Genomic DNA, 18,067 nt, shown 5'->3' on the forward strand with positions numbered 1-18,067 from the left:
CGGTCATCGGCCCTCCCTCCCAGCCACTTATTTTTTTGTTTGCATTGAGCGCTATTAATCAGCTCCGGCTGCCGACGATACCATCGCAGCCATCACTAAAGGCCTTGGTGGTCGACTTCCACAGATAACTGGTACCGTGAAAAACGTTGACTGTCCTTTCGGTTTATAGCGATCCAAGAAATAAGAAGGGTTGTTGGTAGCTTTCGCCGACGACTGTAGAGTGCTTCTGTGAGGGCTTGAGCACGTCACTCTTTCCAAACCTCCGCAGTCAGCGGCAACTCATTCAACTCGGCGCGGGCATCGCGCCAGGTTGGAAAATGCTCCCCGAGGATGGAGATAAAGCGCTCATTGTGGGTGGGTTCAAGCAGGTGGACCATCTCGTGAACGATCACGTACTCAAGCAGGTCTTTCGGCTTCTTCACCAACTCGGTGTTCAGTCGAATGTTCCCTGCTTGATGATTACAGCTGCCCCATTTGGTTTTCATCCGCTGCAGGTAATAACCAGCAACCTTCACCTTCAGCTTGCGCTCCCACTTCTTGATCAACACCGGCACCACGGCATGCAGTTGCAGCTTCTGCCATTCGTGCATCACTTCGGCGCGCTTTTGCGCATCACTGCCGGGGCGAACAGTTAAGGTGATGCGTTTGTGGTCGAGCACCACAGATGGCTTGGCGTCCTGGTGGTTAACCACCATCAGGTAGCGTCGGCCCCAGACATAGTGGCTTTCTCTTTCCACAAACTGACGCGGTGCCTCACGCGCCTGCGCTTCCAGTTTACTCTGCTGCTCACGTATCCAGCCTAGCCTGGAAATAGCGTAAGCCCGTGCGACCTCAAGCCGCGTGCTTGTTGGAGCGACCAACGTTACCCGCCCCTCTGGCGGATGCACACTCAGGTGGACATGCTTGATGTCTTTTCTGGTCACCGATATTGAAATATCGCCCAGCTCAATAATCTCGTTCATCAATAGCCCGGTTGGTTCTTGATGATCTCGAAAATTGCCAGGGTCGCTTCACGGTCACGCCCCATCAGAGGAAACAGCGCATTAAGAACCCGAGCTTCGCGTGCAGGGTCTCCTCGCCAGGAGGAAGGGGCCTCACCCCGCATAGTTTGATCAATATTCAGGGCCAACCTCACCTTTTCACCCTCGTCTTGCGGGCACTGAAAGGTCGTCGCAGCAATGCTGTCGAGGTTGTTGAACAGAACGGTAGCCTCCCGATGGCCGTTGAGTGCTGCAGGGGAGTTTCCTGGTCCCTTCTGCCCAAGTTGTCTGACCAGCGCCTCGGCCTTGCGTAAAAACTCCTCGTAAGCGGCTGCATCATCACGACTCTGTTTGATCAGATCTTCAAGCAACCTTGACATACCCTCGTAGAACTTCGGGTCAGTCAGTTGTTCACGAATGATGGTCTTACGTACGTTGTTGATAATGCCTTCGGCAATCGCACCTTTAGAGAGTTTTCCCTTAGCGTTGAGTTTTTTGGCGATGGCATCGTGAACGCCAGTCTGAATGATCAGTTCAACCAGCGAGAAATTATCGACCGTGCTCATAGGGTCAGCGGGATCGGCCTGGATATAGGTATTGAGCAGATGTCGCATATCCGCTTCGAATGGCTTGATATCCAGCTCTTCGCCGGAATGCTTCTTGATCGCCTCACGAAGGTCAGTATAGAACTGTACTTCTGTCTGTAACCTGCCGGCTTCAGCAGCCGAGTAACCGGCTTCGGTCAGGTTCTGCGCCAAGTCGGCAAACGCCCGCACAAATGAAGCCACCGCCTTGTAGAAGGACACCCGCAGTGCTTCGGTCTCATCCAGCGCATTGGCATTAGCGGCAGCACCGCAGAAGTAGTGGATAAACTGCTCAACCTCACGCGGCGGTGCCACGGGGGCGCACAAGTAACTCAATGCCTCGCGGGCAGCATCCAGCTGCTTCTTGCCCTCAACCAACCAGTTTTTTAGCTCAACGTTGTTGCTGCCACCGCCGCCCGTGTCGATATCCAGCTCGTCGGAGGTGTACACCGAAATGGCGTCTTGGACATCGCCGAACAGCTCTTTGAAATCGACGATATAGCCAAAGTCCTTGTCATCACCGTCAAGTCGATTGGTGCGGCAAATTGCCTGGAACAGGTTGTGGTCACGCAGCTCGTTGTCGAGGTAGATGTACGAGCAACTGGGCGCGTCGAAACCGGTCAGCAGCTTACTCACCACGATGAGTAGCTTCAGGTTGGCCGGTTCCTCAATAAAGCGGCGCTTGGTCTCTTCTTCATAAGCGGTAGTGGTCTGGCCTGGCTTCAGCACGTACTGCGTGTAGGTATCAAATTTATAGCGCTCATCGCTTTGCGTAGGCTCACGGGAGATCGCGTTGTGGTTCGGCTCATAGGACGTAATGATGCCGCAGTAAGGGCCAAACAAAGTGCCATCAAACAAACGAAAATACTGGCAGGCGTCGTAGATGCTGGCTGCCACCAGGATGGCGGTCCCCCGGTCGTTGTTCAGCCGTGGCTTTAGGCTGAAGTCCTCGATGATGCTGGCAATAATGCGCTGCTTGCGCTCACTGGCACTCATCAGCGCTTCCATGGTCGCCCAGCGCTTACGCAGGATCGACTTCTGGTAGTTGTTTAGCCCTTTAGTTGCACGCTCGAACCAGGCATCGATAGCCTTACGCGAAGTCAATCGCTGCGGCACATCACGCGCTTCATACTTAAGGTCCAGCACCACCTTGTCCGCAACAGCTTCGTGGAATTTGTAGGTGTGGATGTAGGTACCGAACACATCGCGCGTAGTCTGTTTGTCCTTACGCAACAGCGGTGTTCCGGTAAAGCCAATAAACAAGGCATTGGCCAGCCACTGCTTCATTTGCCTGTTCATTTCACCGCCTTGGGTGCGGTGGCATTCATCTACGAATACATAAAAGCGCCCATGCATGGGCGGCGGCGGTACGCTCAGATCAGGCTCAAACTTGTGCAGCAACGCGCAAAGCAGACGTGGTGTACTGGCAGAGAGCTTCTGCACAAGATCGGCACGGGAGGTAATGCGTGGTGAGGGTGAGTCGTTGCCGATTACCCCGGCATTGCGCATGACTCCGGATATTTGCTTGTCCAACTCATCGCGATCCGTGATAACCAGAATGCGCGCATCAGGGTCATGCTCCAGCAACCACTTGGCGATCAGCACCATCAGAATGCTCTTACCACTGCCCTGGGTATGCCAGATAACCCCGCCCTCTTTACGCCGAACCCGCTCCTGCGCGGCCTTCACTGCAGTGTATTGATGAGGGCGCGGCACCTTCTTAATTCCCGCATCGAAGATGATGAAGTTGCGGATCAGATCGAGTAAACGAGATTTCTCGCACATCTGCGCCAGCGGGTCATCCAACAAATAACCAGACTGTGCTGCTTCTGCACCCGGTAGCGCTTGGTAGCGAGCAGGCATCTCCCGCAGGGTACTCAACTCTTCAGGCTCAGGGCTCAGAGTAGACGCTTTCCACTCGACAAAGAACTCAGCACGAGTGGTCGCCGTGCCATAGCGCAGCCCCTGGGAATCACTGCCGGCGAAAACCAACTGCACCGTACTGAAGAAGCCCAGATTGAAGATTTCCTCCTGATTGGTGATCAACTGGTTGATGCCATCTGCCACCTCAACCGAACTGCGCTTAAGCTCAATCACGCCAATGGCGATTCCGTTCAGGTAAATCACCAGATCAGGGCGGCGCTCATGGCCACCGCGCAAGGTCACTTCCTCAGCAATGGCAAAGTCATTGCGTTCGGGATGCTCCCAATCAACCAGATGCACCGTCTCATAGGACTGCCCAACAGCCACCTGCACTGGCACGCCGTAACGCAGCAACTGGTAGGCCCGCAGATTAGCCTGATACAGCGTGATACCAGTGGCATCGGCTGCGGTCATCAGCTTTTGCAACGCCGCCGATATCTGTGCATCGGAGTAGCCGCGCTGTTTCAGATTGGCTTGAAGCAGTTCCACTTCAATGTTGCGGTTCTGCCCGCGCTTGCTCCAATCGCCCAAGTAGCGATAGCCAAGGCAATCAGACCGTTCCTTGTCCGTAAACAAGGCTAGAACACGATTCTGGGTTCGACGTTCGGAACGTGCGAGCTTAGTCATGGGCAGTATCTCGGACCCCATTACCTGCAACGGATGCAGCTAATTTTAAGAGCCATGACTCGACATCCTCACGAGGAACGTGCCATTCCTGGATAAGGTCGCTCTCCATAAAGCCCAAATGATGAAGCTCGTCAGCTACATTCTCCTGAATGACTGCGCCAAAGCTTTCATAGCTCACTACAAAACAGTCCCGACTGAAACCAACCGAAAAACGCAGATCAATTTCATTTTTTGTGAAGGAAATGTAGAAGCGAGGTTCTGTTTCAGCGTCGCTGACATCTGAGTAATACATGAGCTCAAAAGGGTCAAACCTAGTCATATCAGCACGCAGCTTGTGATACAGCGCATAGCTGAAAAGCTCAGCATGCATGCCGTTCATCTGTGTCTTACTCAGTAGATAAATCTGGCCGGAGACCTGATCGAACCGAAGGCAACGGGATTGGCAATACCCCAAAGCTCGTGGTGTTTGAACAAGGGCCTCAATCCAAGAGTCAAGATCTGCCACCCCCTCAATCAAAGCCTCCAGCTGTGTAACAAGATCAACAGCAGGATCAATGCGATCAAGAAGCTGTTTTAACACCTCTCGGCATTGAAATTCATAATTGTTGGCACCTCTAAGCAAGCGTTTCCAACTGGCCTGATCGGTAGATGAGTTGACCAAGAATGAGTAGTTTCGCCCACTGGGTAGCAAGTAGTCTCCGACGCAGAGCAGGGCTCGCTCCCAGAGGAAATCAGGCAGCGTTCTCAATCCGCGCCCGTCAAACATGGCGGATGCTTTGGCGAAATACTCCTGAAACCTCCCTTGCAACTGGCGATGATGTTCGTCATTCCCGCCCTGAATCAGAGCCTCCGTCTCAATGTCGCAATAATCCAGCAGAAACCCGATCTGTCCCCGGAAGTAGCCATGTGCCTCGGCACGACAAATGATCTCGGCCCAGCTATCTTCTGACAGAACAAGCTGAGCTTTCAGCCTTTCCTCTTCGATTTGCTGCTTCGAAAAACCGGAAACCGTCGAATCAGCGTCGGCGAAGTATCCGAGAATGTCTTTTGACTGAGGAAGCAGCGCCCTCAGGCCGCTCATGCTTCGCTGGAGATCCTCTGTTCGGTTGTATTCCGTATTCTCTGAAAGATTGAAGATGACTCGCATCCAGTCCCGGAACTGGCCACCCTCATATTGGTCCTCGTTGAACTCCAAGAACAGTACATAAGCGGAAAATTGAACTATTTCGGTGTACGAAAGAAGTTTTTGGGCAGTCGCTATGCGCTGGAAGAATGCCCGCTCATCAAAGTGCTGCCCGTCAGGTAGATGTGTTTTCACTCCATCAGAACCGTCGTTCCAAGCATCGAGTAGCGCAATCACGGACAGAGTGAAATGCTCATCCAGCCAGTTTCTCGCGTGGAAATCACTATAGTTTGGCGCGCGTTCACTCTGCCGTAAGCGCTCGACATCCACTAAATACTGGTCGCTTTCCGGGTTCCTGGTGACCAAGGCGACAGCACGAAATACGCTCATGATTGCGCCATCGTACTGATTGCTCGATTTGTCGCGAGCTGCCCAAAACAAGTCCGCCCAAGCATTATCCATGCGCCAAGCAACGTACTCTGCAGTAGTGTGTGTTGCCCCTGCAAACTCGTATAATCGTCCCTCAAACTGCACTTTCAGTTCCCGCTCATAACGGGCTTTGAATGTCTCGAATGGCGTAAGCGGCTTGCCCCGCGAATTCATTTTGATATACAGGTCATCGGACAGGCCGAAATTTTCCAGATCGAGGAGCTGAAAAGTAATGGCTGGCTGGCTCTCACTGACCAATCGCTCAAACAGATTGACGGAAGAGGCAAACCGAGCATGGATTGCATCCAGCATGAACAAAGCCGATTGGATAGTGGGATCTAAACGCCAGCTGCGGAAATACCAAGGTTGATCAGTAATCAGGGCGCTAAGCCGAGTAACGTCCTCCGGAGCCTCTTCTGGTGAAAAGCTGACGAGAGCATCAAAAAACTCGTTACTGCTGGGGCGGACCCTATAGAAAAAGCGTGATTTTCCGTCGGCCCTGAACATGTCGGAAAAACGCTCCCACTGCCCATCCGTCCATGCCAGATACCAATGCAGAAGAAAGAGCGTCGTCAGCCGTTGCTGCCCGTCAAGCGGCAAGAATCGTGTTTTCTCGCTCCCTTCCACACTGCCGTAAATGAAGTCGAGATTGAACGGTAGCGAGGGATCATCCGCAGGCTTATCCAGGGCAAACTTAATTGCCTGAAGAAACTCCTGGCGAACCTCCTCCTCTTCCGGGCGCCCTTGAGCGTAGTCACGCTGGATGATGGGAATGCAGACTCTGCCGTGACGATCCAGTAGCTGCTTGAAATTGATCCGGCTATCCAGCGCGCTCATTGGCCACCCTCCATTTTCCCGCTAAAAAAATTGGTCAGCGTATTGGTCATGACCTCAAGGTAGCCATTACTGTCGTCTTCGCCCCAGAACATCATGTTGTCGACTTCAGGGCTGTAGCACTTCAGGAACACATTCCGGGTACACAAGGGAACGAAAATACCCGCCTGATCCAACTGGAGCAGCCTCTGCCGCTTCACCGCAAAAACCGCATTTTTGTAACTCTTGTTTGTGTACTCATCGAGCAAGGCAAGGTTGGCGATACCATGGTCAGCTTCCTCGTCGGTATCCTCCTTGAAATAGGCGATAACCCTGTCATAAAGCGGATCAAAGATATCGTTGCTGGCATCTGCTTGAGGCAGTTCCATAAATGACCTGATGCCTTCCTGTAGCCCCGGTTCAGCGTTGATCGACTCTAGGTAGCTACAGCAATTGCCCAGCCAGCTGCGCCGCTCATGATGGCGCTCAGGCTTGTCAGCTGTAATAGAACGAACATGCTCGATATTCCAGCTCTCACTTTTGAAGCTGTCGAACTGAAAGCGCAGGTTCGATTGACCGTTTTGCAGCAGCGTTGCCACGTTAAATAGCAGCAGAAGCGACTTTATTTTGGGTGATGGGTACTTGAGAGCATCCAGCCGGTCAGCCACCCGCTCACGGACTTCCTGCTCGCTCAAAGGCCAATCTGCTTTCGCATCAATCGCCTTGGCAAAGATCTCTTGTCGAAGGAGTTGCTGAAAAGTGCTTTTCGAGCAGCTGGCTGAAAGCTCGCGAATGCTATTAATCGCTGCGTTTTCACTGACCAGATATCCAATCATGTGAAAAAGCACACGATCTTCATACCACTCCTCAAGCAGCAGAAAGGCCTGTTTGATCTTTCGCCACTCGGCCTCAAGGCTTACGCCAGGCTGCTTCAAGCGCATGCCGAAGGTAAAAAAGATTCCGTAAGGGTCATGCCTGAACGCCTCGGGAATGCCATCAGCATTGGCGACAAGCTCGAAAAGAATTCCTATGCGGTTCTGTGCCCGGTTCAAGTCATTGCTTACGAAATACCAGAATGCATCCGATTGCAGGGTTTTCTCTATGTGATCCCACTCATAGGCGATCTGCGTTTGCAGGTTACGAGACTCAGCTTCATCGCCACTGGAGCGTCTGAGGAACAATGCACGAATCAGCTCATCATTCGTCAGCGGAATCTTCCCGACATTAAGCCGAGTAAACACATCGACCGGGTGCTCTGTTTCTGCGATTTCGTACCAGATAACTTTGGCCTTGCCCTGAAAGGCAGATTTTATTTCCTCAAGTTCACTGTCCTTGTCGGCAAACCAGTTCTCAATGGCATCCATCGCCATTTTCAAATGATAGAAATCCACATTCCTGTTGGCCAGCTCTTCGGTGGGATCATCAAGAAAGTTGAGCAGTTTCGGCCGCGTTTCATATTCAAGCGTAAATACCGGCTGCCTGTATTTCTCAGTAAGCCGCTCATTAAAATGGCGCAGAATCAGCATCAAGGTGGTGAGGCGTTGCTGTCCGTCGACCACCTCATATCCGCCCTCTTCGGAAACGCGCATCACCAAGGGTTGCAGGCAATAAAAGTCTTCCGGCTGCGGACTACGGCGCTTGGTAAATTCGCGAATATCTTCCAGCAGCTGTGTGACCTGCAAAGGCGTCCAGCGGTAACCACGCTGATAGGCCGCAATAAAATAGCGCTGGGGTTTTCCTTCGCCGTCTAGCCGTAGTTCGTTGACAGTCTTTAAGGTAATGGCCTGTTCGGTCATAGCAATCGGGTCCTTCCGGTTAGCAGTTCTTGCATCATGCCTTGCTTAAGGGCGCGGGTTTTGGCCAGGCGCTGCTCCAACGCGGACAGCTCTGCGTCCATATCGCCCAACACGGTGGCAATGGCAGTTTGTTCTGCTTTGTTGTCTGGGAGGCGGACTTCATACGCTACGAGCTGTCCTTTGCCTATTTCAAGAAAGGTGCTGCCACCGCAGAGACTGATGAAACCCTGCTTTTGCTTCGTGAGTAGGTAGTAGAGAAAGTCCACGTCCACATGCTCATACGGGACAAAGTTCTTGAAACCCTGATTGGTCGAAACAGGGACTGTGTTGATGGCGCACTCGCCGATTGTGGCTCGCGATGTCATGACGATTGAGTTAGCGGGAATCATCTCCGCCGAACTAGATTTCAGTCCATGGTCAGTAATTCTGCGACTGGTCTCGCTCAGATATTTGTGTCCATACAGCGATGTGATATCTGTCGGCGTGCACCATAAAACATCTCCGTCCCAGAACTTAGGCTCAGCAGTGCTGGGTGTGCCGCCGCTACGAATATCTGCTAGGTCAGCGAGAGCCCGCACCTCCCACTCACAATTGAAGCCTGGCAGGCGGGTTTGGCCGGTGAGGAGTTGCTGCATGGCGGCCTGCTTGAGGTCGCGCTTCTTGGCGATCAGCCGCTTTAGCGCACCCATTAGTGCATCCACATCACTCAACGCCGTAGCGATAGCGCGTTGTTCGGGGATGGGGGGTAGCGCGACGACAAGATTTCGCATGTCGCCAACATTGAAATGCTTCTGGGCAAGGCCGCCCTGATTTCGAAGAACCTGCTCTTTACCGAACGAAGAGTTAACCCAGATGGCCAGATAATCTGAGTTCAATGCTGCTTCTGAAGGCCTAGTGATGAGGATATCGATGCAGTTAGAACCTGCGTGACGAGGGCGCACAACCGCACTCGTTCCCGGATACCCAGTTCGAACCGTGAGTACATCACCAGCACGAGTCTGGCTTTTCGCCAGTAGCATGTTGGACTTTTCGCTGATGAAAACGAGGTCGAGGTCGGTGATGCCATCCTCACGGATGTTAGCGGATCGAAATGCCGGGATTCCGTTGCGCACGTAATATTGCGTTGGGCGAATCACGACGCCGACCATGATTCGCTCACTCAGTTCGGAACAAGGTCGAGTTTCCCAATCTTCCGGAATGCCCCCCACTGAAGTCAGTTTGTAACCCGGTTTTACTACCATACCGCCCCCATCTTTTTAAGATGTTCGTCTACACGACTGGCAAGCGTGGCGACTTCATCAGTGAGCTGCGGCAACGGCGTGGCGTAGCGTTCACTCAGCTCGCGGATGCGCCCGGTCAGTGTTTGGGAAACGCGATCCAGCTCGCCCTGTATCGCGACGGCTAGGGTGGCCAGCCATTTATCGTCCACCACCAGAGTTTTGATCTCGTCTTCGCTAAGCTGCGGGTATTTAGCGTGGATCTTGCCGTCGAGGCCTTCCTCAGCCTTTTTGAGTTTGGCCTTAAGGATGCTTTGCTGATCGATCAAAGCTGCGTATTCGTCCAATACCTTTAGTTCATCCTCATAATCCGGATCTTCGCCAATCTCGCGTTGGCGTACCTTGATGGCTTTGGCCGTGACCTTCTGCTTGTCACCCTCTCCCTCGATCACCTCGCTGAGCGAGCCATCCTCACCGCTGTACTCTTGCAGCATTTCGCTCATGCGTTGCTCGACGCTCGCAAGCTGGGTTTCAAGGCCTTCAATCGCGCTGCGCTCGGCCATGAAATAGCGGACAATCAGAATCTCGACCGGAATCAGGTCGGACTTAAAGCGGCGCTTGCCTTGGCAGTAGTCATGCTTCTCAGCCCAGACCAGCTTGTTATTCTTGTCCTTTACCTTGAGGACTTCACGCACTTTAGCGCCGGCCATCCAGCCGTCGGCGCTGATCAGGTAGCAGTCGTCCTGCATGGTCTCGGTCCAGTAGTCCATGAGGTGCTGATAGATGTCGTAATAGTCGAGCAAAGGCGCTTTGGCGAAGGCGCTGAGCAAGTCTTCAGACAGCGTGGCGATCAATGTCTTGGGGTGGCTGCTGGCCTCATCGGCAGCAAAGCTTTTCAGTTGCGGGGTGCTGCTGTCCACCCACTGATTGAACAGCGTATCCACACCTGCCTTGAAGGCGGTGAACTGTGAGTGAGCGAAGATGACTGGCTTGACCTCGCGGCTGACCAGCTCAAAGTAACCGGGGTGGCTGGCCGGTTTGAACAAGGCCGCGCGCAGGGCAGGCATGACCTGCCAGTAGCTACCGAACGCATCGATATCACGCTCGGGAATGCCACCGCGCAAATGGCCGTCGATATCCTGAATGTCCTCAGGCTCCGAACTGTCGAGATAGCGCGGCAGGTTGAGGTTGAAGTCGTTCTTCGGGTCGCTGATTTCGTCGAAGGGGACCATGCGCGCGTAACGCGGCACATCTGTCATTCGGGTAAACGCATCGACAATCTTGTGTACGTCCTGATCGCGCAAGCGATTCTTCGGACCATCTTTGATAAAGCCCTTGGCGGCATCGATCATGAAAATGCCTTTGCGCGCACTGGCGTTCTCCTTGTCCAATACCAGGATGCAAGCAGGAATTCCAGTGCCGAAAAACAGGTTAGCCGGGAGACCGATAATGGCTTTGAGGTAACCAGAGCGCACCAGCTGCTCCCGGATCACCGCCTCGGCATTACCACGAAACAGTACGCCGTGGGGCAGAATGCAGGCACCTTTACCGCTACTTTTCAGCGAACGGATGATGTGTAGCAAAAAGGCATAGTCGCCCTGCTTGGCCGGTGGCTCGCCCCAGGCAAAGCGCTGATAGGGGTCATTGGCTGGCGTCAGGCCGACGCTCCAGCTCTTGACCGAGAACGGCGGGTTGGCCACTACGTAGTCGTAAGTACGCAGCTGTTCGCCATCCTTGAACTTCGGCGAGGACAACGTGTTGCCCTGCAGGATGTTAGCGGTCGGGAAGTCATGCAGGATCATGTTCATGCGGGCGAGACCGGCGGTGGTCACGTCCATCTCCTGCCCTTCCAGGGTAATGTGCTTACCAGCCTGGTCGGCCACTTTCAGCAACAGCGAGCCTGAGCCGCAGGTAGGGTCATAAACAGTCGTAGCGGCCACTGCATTGGCCGGGCTGATACCGATAACTTTGGCGATGATGCGGCTGACCTCAGACGGGGTGTAGAACTGCCCCTTGCTCTTGCCGCTCTCGCTGGCGAAGTGGCGCATCAGGTATTCGTAGGCATCGCCAAGGATGTCGTCGTTGTCGGCGCGATTTTTCGAGAAATCTAGCTCGGGTTTCTCGAAGATCGCAACCAGGTTGGTGAGGCGCTGCACCATCGCATCGCCTTCACCGAGCTTGTTTGGGTCGTTGAAATCGGGGAAGTCACTGCGTGCAAGTCGGGCATTGGCATCAATCAGCGGCTGGATGATTTGCGTATTGATCTTGTCGCCAATGTCGGCCTTGCCCTTGAGGGCGATCATGTCCTTGAAGCTGGCACCAAACGGGATGGTCACAGGTGGCGCGAAGTCATCAGAGTTGCCGTACTTGTCGGAGATGTACTTTATGAACAGCATGAACAGGACGTAGTCCTTGTACTGGCTGGCATCCATCCCACCGCGCAACTCGTCACACGAGGCCCAGAGGGAAGAGTAAAGATCGGATTTCTTGATAGCCATTGGCAATCCTAGCTGGGGTAAAAAGTAAGTGCGCAGGCGTCGTCTGTTGCGCGCTCGGGAAATGCCCATGGCGCCAGCGCCAGACAGGGGGGTCGACAGATATCTGTAGCGAAGCGGTAGATTTACCTGCGGTGAACTAGCGAACCTTATCTACTTCGGTTTCATCGGGCCAGCATATCGTCCCTACTTTTTGGTACCTCTCCAATATCACAAGTGAATCACCCATGATGTCGTAGACGGTGGACGGTCGCCTTGGATTCCGCGCACAGTAAGCCGCTGAGCTTTCGGTGCCAACACTGGACGTGTGCACAGGTAAATAATCCTCTCAGATGCTACTGACGCTACTGCGCCAGGCAAGCGCCAGCTCGCTGGTTCTAGCGTATTTGCAAACTCGGGGATGAACACACCTGTACCCATAATTGACATATTGCCGAGCATTAATTTCTACCAATCGGCCCTCACCGTGCTTTTAGCACCGCCTCAAAATCCGAAGCCTGAATCTCCGAAGCCCCACTCAACATATCCCGCGCCAACGCTCGTCGCTTACTCAGCAACTCATCCAACGTCGCCTCAAACGTCGGCATCGCCGCATCGCGAACCGTTGGGTAGTACACATACACATCCTTCTCCTGCCCAATCCGATAAGCCCGATCCGTAGCTTGATCTTCCTTGGCCGGGTTCCAGCAACGAGTAAAGTGAATAACGTGGTTAGCCGCCTGCACGTTTACTCCAAACCCGACTGCGATCGTCGACAGAATGATTACTGCGAAACCGGGCTGCTCCTGGAATTGGTCAATCAGCTTTTGTCTGCTATTGGCGCTTTGACTGCTGGTACTGGTATCGCCGTTGATGACGGTCGCCCGAAACCCGAAATGCTCTTGGATCGAGTGCTGCAATTCCCGCTGGATATCACGCAACTCGGTAAAGACGATGACCTTGTCGCCGTTCCCAGCTTTTTTGATCGACTCAAGCGTCTGCATCAACCACTGCAGTTTTGGCGAATTGTCGCGCAGTCGCTTGTCGGGCTGGACGCTATACGGGTGGGCGCAAATGAGCTTGAGCTTGTGCAGCAACCCAAGCATGCCGGAGGTCTTTTGATCGAGCTGTTCTTCGATCTGCTGCTTCTGGCTGTACGCGGATATTTCGGACAGGTACAGATTTCGCTGCAAGGTATGCATGCTCAGTGAACGACATGCCGTGTCTTCGATTTTGGCAGGCAGATCCTTGGCAATGTCTTGCTTGGTACGGCGCAGAGTCTGTGGATCGATAAGCCCTCGAAGGCGCTCCAGAGCAACCGTATCACGCTCCAACGCCGCTTCGATTGGGCGTTGATACTCGCGACCGAACTGGTTCAAACCGCCCAGAAAACCTGGCTGAATGAAGTCGAAGAGGCACCAGAGATCAATCAGGGTGTTCTCGACGGGCGTACCGGTACACGCCACTCGAAATCTCGCAGGAATTGCTTTAATCGCCTGAGTAACCAGTGCCGCGGGGTTCTTCAGCTTCTGTGCTTCATCGCATACGACGATCGACCACTGCTGGCGCGCCAGGGAAAACTCCTGATCGCGAAGTGTCTCGTAAGTCGTCAGGACGATTCGGGCGCCGCCCATCCAACCCGGGCGCAGAAGATTCTTGATGCCTTTTGCTTTCAAGTCGGCAGGAATTTCTTCCTTCTTGAACTTAACTGCGCTCAAGGCTGAGCCATACAACTTCAGCACTGGCAGCGCATCAGCGAAGAAGAACCGATGAAGCTCTCGCTCCCAGTTATCAAGCAATGAAACTGGGGCGACGATTAGTGTCGGTTTGTCTTGTGGATACTTTTCCAGGTACCAGACAAAAAAGGTGAGCAACTGGATCGTTTTCCCAAGCCCCATGTCATCCGCGAGCAAACAACCTGACACGTCTGAAGGGGACAAGCGGTACAAGTGCTGCAACCACGCGACGCCTTGAAGTTGGTGCTCACGCAAGACGACTTCAGGCTTGAGCAAGCTGGGCAACTCTGGCGTTGCGTCCAAAGCGGCGCGTAAGGCTGCCTGACGAATCTGAACGTAGGTCGGTTCGTCAATGTTGTGGCCGATTTGCAGTACGGCGCGACCAACCTTTTCCTGTTGCTGGACCAGGCCGGTCTCGACAGGGGCGATCTTCTTGGACCAGGCATCAAACAGTTGCTCGGCGGCGGCAATCGAGAGCGGTGTTTCGGACTCTGGCAAACAGACCGTTTCATCACCGGCAGCGCGAGCTTCATCCAGCCGCTGCTCAAACGCTTCAAATTGAGCACGGTCGGATGGATCCCAACGCCCAAGAATTTCTGCGTCAATGCCCAGCGCCGCAACATCCTTCGGCAACCAGTTCTCGGTCGCCTCTTTGACGAGGAAAGGCGAAGTAATTTTTTCCGCTTCCCCGATGCCAGTCACACGATCGCCGTATAGAGACAGGTCCAGGACTGAGTCGAACTCAATACCGGCCGCTTCGTTTTGCCAACGCTTAAGCAGGTCGCTGATACCTGCCAACTGGCGCAAATCAAAATCGCTGAGTTCCAGCTCATAGCCCTGCCAGAAACCAGCGGGCATGCCAGCGGCCAATTTCAGCTGCAACTCATGCACGAACGGCGCGAGTTCATAAGCTGCTTTGAATTCAACTTCGATGGGCGGCTGCGGGGTTGATGAGATTGGTTCGAGAGTCAGGTTTACTTGCTCAATGTGCTGTCCCGCTTCATTCAGTTTGGGTTCCAGATGAAAGCGGTGAAAGAAAATCCCGGCCTCGGCCAGTTCGTCTTCATAGATCTCCGCATCCAGCACTTGCGCGGCACTTTCGCCGAGTGCGCTGTAAGGGTTGCGGACGAAGGAAAGTGCATCGTCCCCAGCAACCCGACGCCCGGGCAACGAGCGCACATAGTCCAATACAGATTTGACTTCGGGCTCAATCAGGATGTGAGTCAACGATCCATCATCACCGGTCACTCGGTATCGATCCTGAACCTGATTGGCACCGTCGAAACTCTCAAGCCAGTTTGCCGGCTGGCCTTCGAAGGTTGGTTGCAGCTCGATAACCGGCGTATTACCTACTGTCGATTTTCGCGGGTTGAGCCGCAGGCTTTCAGGTTTGATAACGACGGTCTTATCCAGGAAGCCATCCATACCGGCACCAGCCTTGCGTGCCAACTTCCTGATGCTGGCCCAGCCGATCTGGTTGGTTACTTCACCCGGCTCATTTTGTTGAGCCAGGTAAAGTTGCCGTACCGCACCGGTCAGCTTCCAGCACGACTCAGGCAAAATCTCCATTTTTCCGTGGTGCTGGACGATGGCGCCCATACGCTGCACCTGCACATTTGAGTTGGATTGCGGATCACGCCATCCACTGACAGCGACCTTGAAGTCGTCGGAGGCAATACTGCCCTGGCTGCTCAGTTGAGGAATGAGAGCTGTCTTAGGCGGCAACCCCAATAGCGGCAGACTTGTTAAGTGCTCTGGCTCATCTAGAAGCCGATAGAGTTCATCCCACGTCAGCAGCCAGCGATCGCTGAGTTGGGAGACGAACTCCTCTTCTTCCAACTGATCCAGATAGCTTGCCAGCGGCCAGGACTGTGCATTCTCCGCCAAGCTCAGGGGATAACAAATGCCCTGCTCCTCAATGGAAAAAGCAGGCTCAGTATTTACTACCGCCGTATCCGGCTGCAGGCCAATGCCTTTGAGGAAACGCTTGAGCATTACTGCCTCCAGAACCTGAGTGGCTGGTGATTGACGGGCTTGAAGCCCAGGCGTTGGAGCGCTGCAACGGCAGACTGATCATTGTCATCAAGCTGGACCTGAAACGCGCCGCCGCGCGCGCGTTGGTCATAGAGTTTGTGTTTGACCGACTTTAGCGCGTCACGGACTTGGTCTTCAAAAGCCATGGGCTTGGATGACCCGGGCGTGCCGGTTTGACTCTGCACGTGAATGCCCAATTTCCCTAGAGAGTCATCGAATTTGCTCAGCCAACCCTCTATACGGTTCGGGCGGCTAGGTGCCGGTGAATGCCGCATTCGATCCAGCGCACGATTTGCCTGCTTCAACTCTGCAGTAAGCTCAAGCTGGGATTTGTCTGGGTTGAATGGCGAATCATCTGCTTTGTACACATAGCAGGCATTGCCTGTGCCGGAGAACTCCACGAAAAAGTAGTTCCCAATTTGCATGACTACAGCATTGTTGTGCCCAGGGCCGCCTACTAGCTTGCTCAAGCGCCCTTTGTTTTTCTCACGGAAATGAACGAAGTCCCGCCCGCGGTCATTCCACGCATCCGACCCCATAACAATTCGGGTGTAACTCATTTGGTTGGCAAATCGCAGCCAATAGTGCAGACGCGATTGATCAACCTCGGAGTCTCCCTTCAATAGGTTAAAGAAGTGCTCAAGGTCCTCCTTCGCAAACCATGCAACGACCATTGCACAGACATCTTTTTCAACATACTGCAGCCAGCTGTTTTGCCTGGAACGGATCTGAGGGCTGCCCCAATTGTCGAGTGCAACCTGTTTGAGCAACGACGACGGCTTTTCTCGATAAGCAGCTACGTGATAGCGCGACAGACACGCACTCAGAATGTCGTTCATGTAGCGCGGATGCTGCCGGCCGATGTCGACAAGGTCGGCTAAGCGCTGAGAAAACTCGGCGTCATCCAACATGAAAATACGAGAGATCAGTACGTTAAAGATCCTTCGCCACAGCCAACTGCTGTCAGGGATCTGCGCAATCGTCTGCAACGCTGAAAGGTCGCTGATTTCACCATTGAACATCTGGTCGCCCAGCCTGGCACCTGCCTGCTCGGAAAAAAGCTCCTGATGTTGCTGGACGATATGCACCCATTCCTTCTCGCGTTTTTGCTGACCTCTAACGCAATCGAAACCAAGCTGAACGTCTGCCCGCAACACACACCAATTGGCGTTCTGATCAGGCGTGGCGGCCTCGTACCCAAAGTAGCTAAAGCACAGCGCCAACCAATCGCGGCGGCTAAGCTTTCGTTTTTCGATACGGTGATAGATTTCTTTGTGCACTCGGTCAAAAAGCTGGTCATCGTCCAGTATTGGCCCGACTCGCTCACTCTTGTCCGAGAGGCCGGCGAAAACCAAGCGCCATTCTGAGGCGTTGAGTGGGAGTACATTGCGGAATTTGCTTATCGCAGCGCGGCGCTTTTCCTGAGGTGGCGGCAAAGCCTTTTCAGCGCGCTCGAATCTTTCGTAAAGATCAATTCCCGCCGCACCCAGACGGGGGAATCGCGCCAACGGTTCAGGCGCCGGCCCCGCTCGATGCGCGGAAAGACTCAGGTTGATAGCGGCGGAAAGCCTCGCGATTGGGCTGGTCATCGGTTCATCGCCAACTGACACTTTTCCATATCAGTGTTGTTGAAAACCGGGACCTCTGGCTTGAGGTTGTCTTCCTTTTCCTTCAAGCCAAAGAACTGCATGCGCAACTCCACTCGCCGGCTTTCTTCCTTAGTGTCCTTTGCATTGTTGAACGACACACCGCCCGCCAGGAACATCGATCTGATTTGCTGTTGGTGCTCCGGCGACAATCCGACTTGGAGCGGACTGCGACTATCGAGCAGACTACACATCACCCACTCTGAACGTTGCAGTGAAAGGTGCAGGTTATAAAGATAAGAGCCGTCGGTGTCTGTCGATCCCTCGATCACAACCTGTTTGAACCATTTACGGCCTTCTTCACTGTTAGCCGCGTCCAGAATCATCGGCACAACCTCTTGAAGTGCCGACTGGCCATCGTTGCTCAGCGCGTACTGGTTATGCCCAAAGCGACCAGCATCGCCGAAGCTAATCCGGTTGTCCTTGCAGTCTACAACGATGGTTTTACTGGCAGTCTTCGCCTTAAGACTCAGGTGCTCGCAGATCTGACTAATGTCCCTATTACGCTGCTTCTCTCCTTGCTCCGCTTGGTTAATACGCTGCGTCACAGAGCTCAAAGCCGCCACCATGACCACGAGAAAGAGAATCATCATCGCGGTCATTAAATCAGCGAAGGATATCCAAAAAGGCTTCTCTCCCTCGTCTTTTGAACGGGCAACCGAAGGCATTTGCTTACCAAACATCG

Annotated in this window: 9 protein-coding genes; all 9 read right to left on the bottom strand. The window is 53.7% G+C overall.

Annotation, left to right across the window (positions count from 1 at the left end):
• Positions 1-245 precede the first annotated feature (245 nt).
• The 9 genes from IEQ42_RS25605 to zorB1 all read right to left on the bottom strand — a co-directional run bounded on the left by IEQ42_RS25605 (position 246) and on the right by zorB1 (position 18,065).
• Entirely contained in the window at positions 246-962 is a 717-nt protein-coding gene (locus IEQ42_RS25605) for a M48 family metallopeptidase (protein WP_210705956.1), read from the bottom strand.
• Positions 962-4,114 carry a type I restriction endonuclease subunit R gene (locus IEQ42_RS25610; RefSeq protein ID WP_210705957.1) on the bottom strand — a complete coding sequence of 1,051 codons (3,153 nt, stop codon included), beginning with the start codon at positions 4,112-4,114 and terminating at the stop codon, positions 962-964. The genes IEQ42_RS25605 and IEQ42_RS25610 overlap by 1 nt, the downstream gene beginning before the upstream one ends.
• Positions 4,107-6,503, bottom strand: coding sequence for a DUF262 domain-containing protein (locus tag IEQ42_RS25615; protein ID WP_210705958.1), 2,397 nt, complete (start codon positions 6,501-6,503; stop codon positions 4,107-4,109). The genes IEQ42_RS25610 and IEQ42_RS25615 overlap by 8 nt, the downstream gene beginning before the upstream one ends.
• Positions 6,500-8,275, bottom strand: a complete 1,776-nt coding sequence (locus IEQ42_RS25620) for a DUF262 domain-containing protein (RefSeq protein ID WP_210705959.1) — start codon at positions 8,273-8,275, stop codon at positions 6,500-6,502. The genes IEQ42_RS25615 and IEQ42_RS25620 overlap by 4 nt, the downstream gene beginning before the upstream one ends.
• On the bottom strand, positions 8,272-9,423 hold the full coding sequence (locus tag IEQ42_RS25625) for a restriction endonuclease subunit S (RefSeq protein WP_228732042.1): 1,152 nt from the start codon (positions 9,421-9,423) through the stop codon (positions 8,272-8,274). Before IEQ42_RS25625 ends, IEQ42_RS25620 begins: the two co-directional genes overlap by 4 nt.
• An 86-nt stretch (positions 9,424-9,509) precedes the next feature.
• The gene (locus tag IEQ42_RS25630; protein WP_210705961.1) at positions 9,510-11,990 is read right to left on the bottom strand and encodes an N-6 DNA methylase; all 2,481 of its coding nucleotides are present in this window, start codon (positions 11,988-11,990) and stop codon (positions 9,510-9,512) included.
• Between the two features lie 458 nt (positions 11,991-12,448).
• Complete coding sequence (zorD, locus tag IEQ42_RS25635) at positions 12,449-15,697, bottom strand: type I Zorya anti-phage system protein ZorD (RefSeq protein WP_210705962.1); 3,249 nt, start codon at positions 15,695-15,697, stop codon at positions 12,449-12,451.
• Positions 15,697-17,325 carry a type I Zorya anti-phage system protein ZorC gene (gene zorC / locus IEQ42_RS25640; RefSeq protein ID WP_210705963.1) on the bottom strand — a complete coding sequence of 543 codons (1,629 nt, stop codon included), beginning with the start codon at positions 17,323-17,325 and terminating at the stop codon, positions 15,697-15,699. The genes zorD and zorC overlap by 1 nt, the downstream gene beginning before the upstream one ends.
• Positions 17,322-18,065, bottom strand: a complete 744-nt coding sequence (gene zorB1, locus IEQ42_RS25645; protein WP_056845750.1) for a type I Zorya anti-phage system protein ZorB1 — start codon at positions 18,063-18,065, stop codon at positions 17,322-17,324. The genes zorC and zorB1 overlap by 4 nt, the downstream gene beginning before the upstream one ends.
• Between the last annotated feature and the right edge of the window lie 2 nt (positions 18,066-18,067).

Source organism: Pseudomonas iridis (assembly GCF_017980685.1).
GTDB classification, from domain to species: Bacteria; Pseudomonadota; Gammaproteobacteria; order Pseudomonadales; family Pseudomonadaceae; genus Aquipseudomonas; species Aquipseudomonas iridis.

Bases quoted from the DNA above. Each gene is read 5' to 3' on its own strand.
- IEQ42_RS25605 (WP_210705956.1), bottom strand. From the start codon at position 962: ATGAACGAGATTATTGAGCTGGGCGATATTTCAATATCGGTGACCAGA.
- IEQ42_RS25615 (WP_210705958.1), bottom strand. From the start codon at position 6,503: ATGAGCGCGCTGGATAGCCGGATCAATTTCAAGCAGCTACTGGATCGT.
- IEQ42_RS25630 (WP_210705961.1), bottom strand. From the start codon at position 11,990: ATGGCTATCAAGAAATCCGATCTTTACTCTTCCCTCTGGGCCTCGTGT.
- zorC (WP_210705963.1), bottom strand. From the start codon at position 17,325: ATGACCAGCCCAATCGCGAGGCTTTCCGCCGCTATCAACCTGAGTCTT.
- zorB1 (WP_056845750.1), bottom strand. From the start codon at position 18,065: ATGTTTGGTAAGCAAATGCCTTCGGTTGCCCGTTCAAAAGACGAGGGA.
- zorD (WP_210705962.1), bottom strand. From the start codon at position 15,697: ATGCTCAAGCGTTTCCTCAAAGGCATTGGCCTGCAGCCGGATACGGCG.
- IEQ42_RS25625 (WP_228732042.1), bottom strand. From the start codon at position 9,423: ATGGTCGGCGTCGTGATTCGCCCAACGCAATATTACGTGCGCAACGGA.
- IEQ42_RS25610 (WP_210705957.1), bottom strand. From the start codon at position 4,114: ATGACTAAGCTCGCACGTTCCGAACGTCGAACCCAGAATCGTGTTCTA.
- IEQ42_RS25620 (WP_210705959.1), bottom strand. From the start codon at position 8,275: ATGACCGAACAGGCCATTACCTTAAAGACTGTCAACGAACTACGGCTA.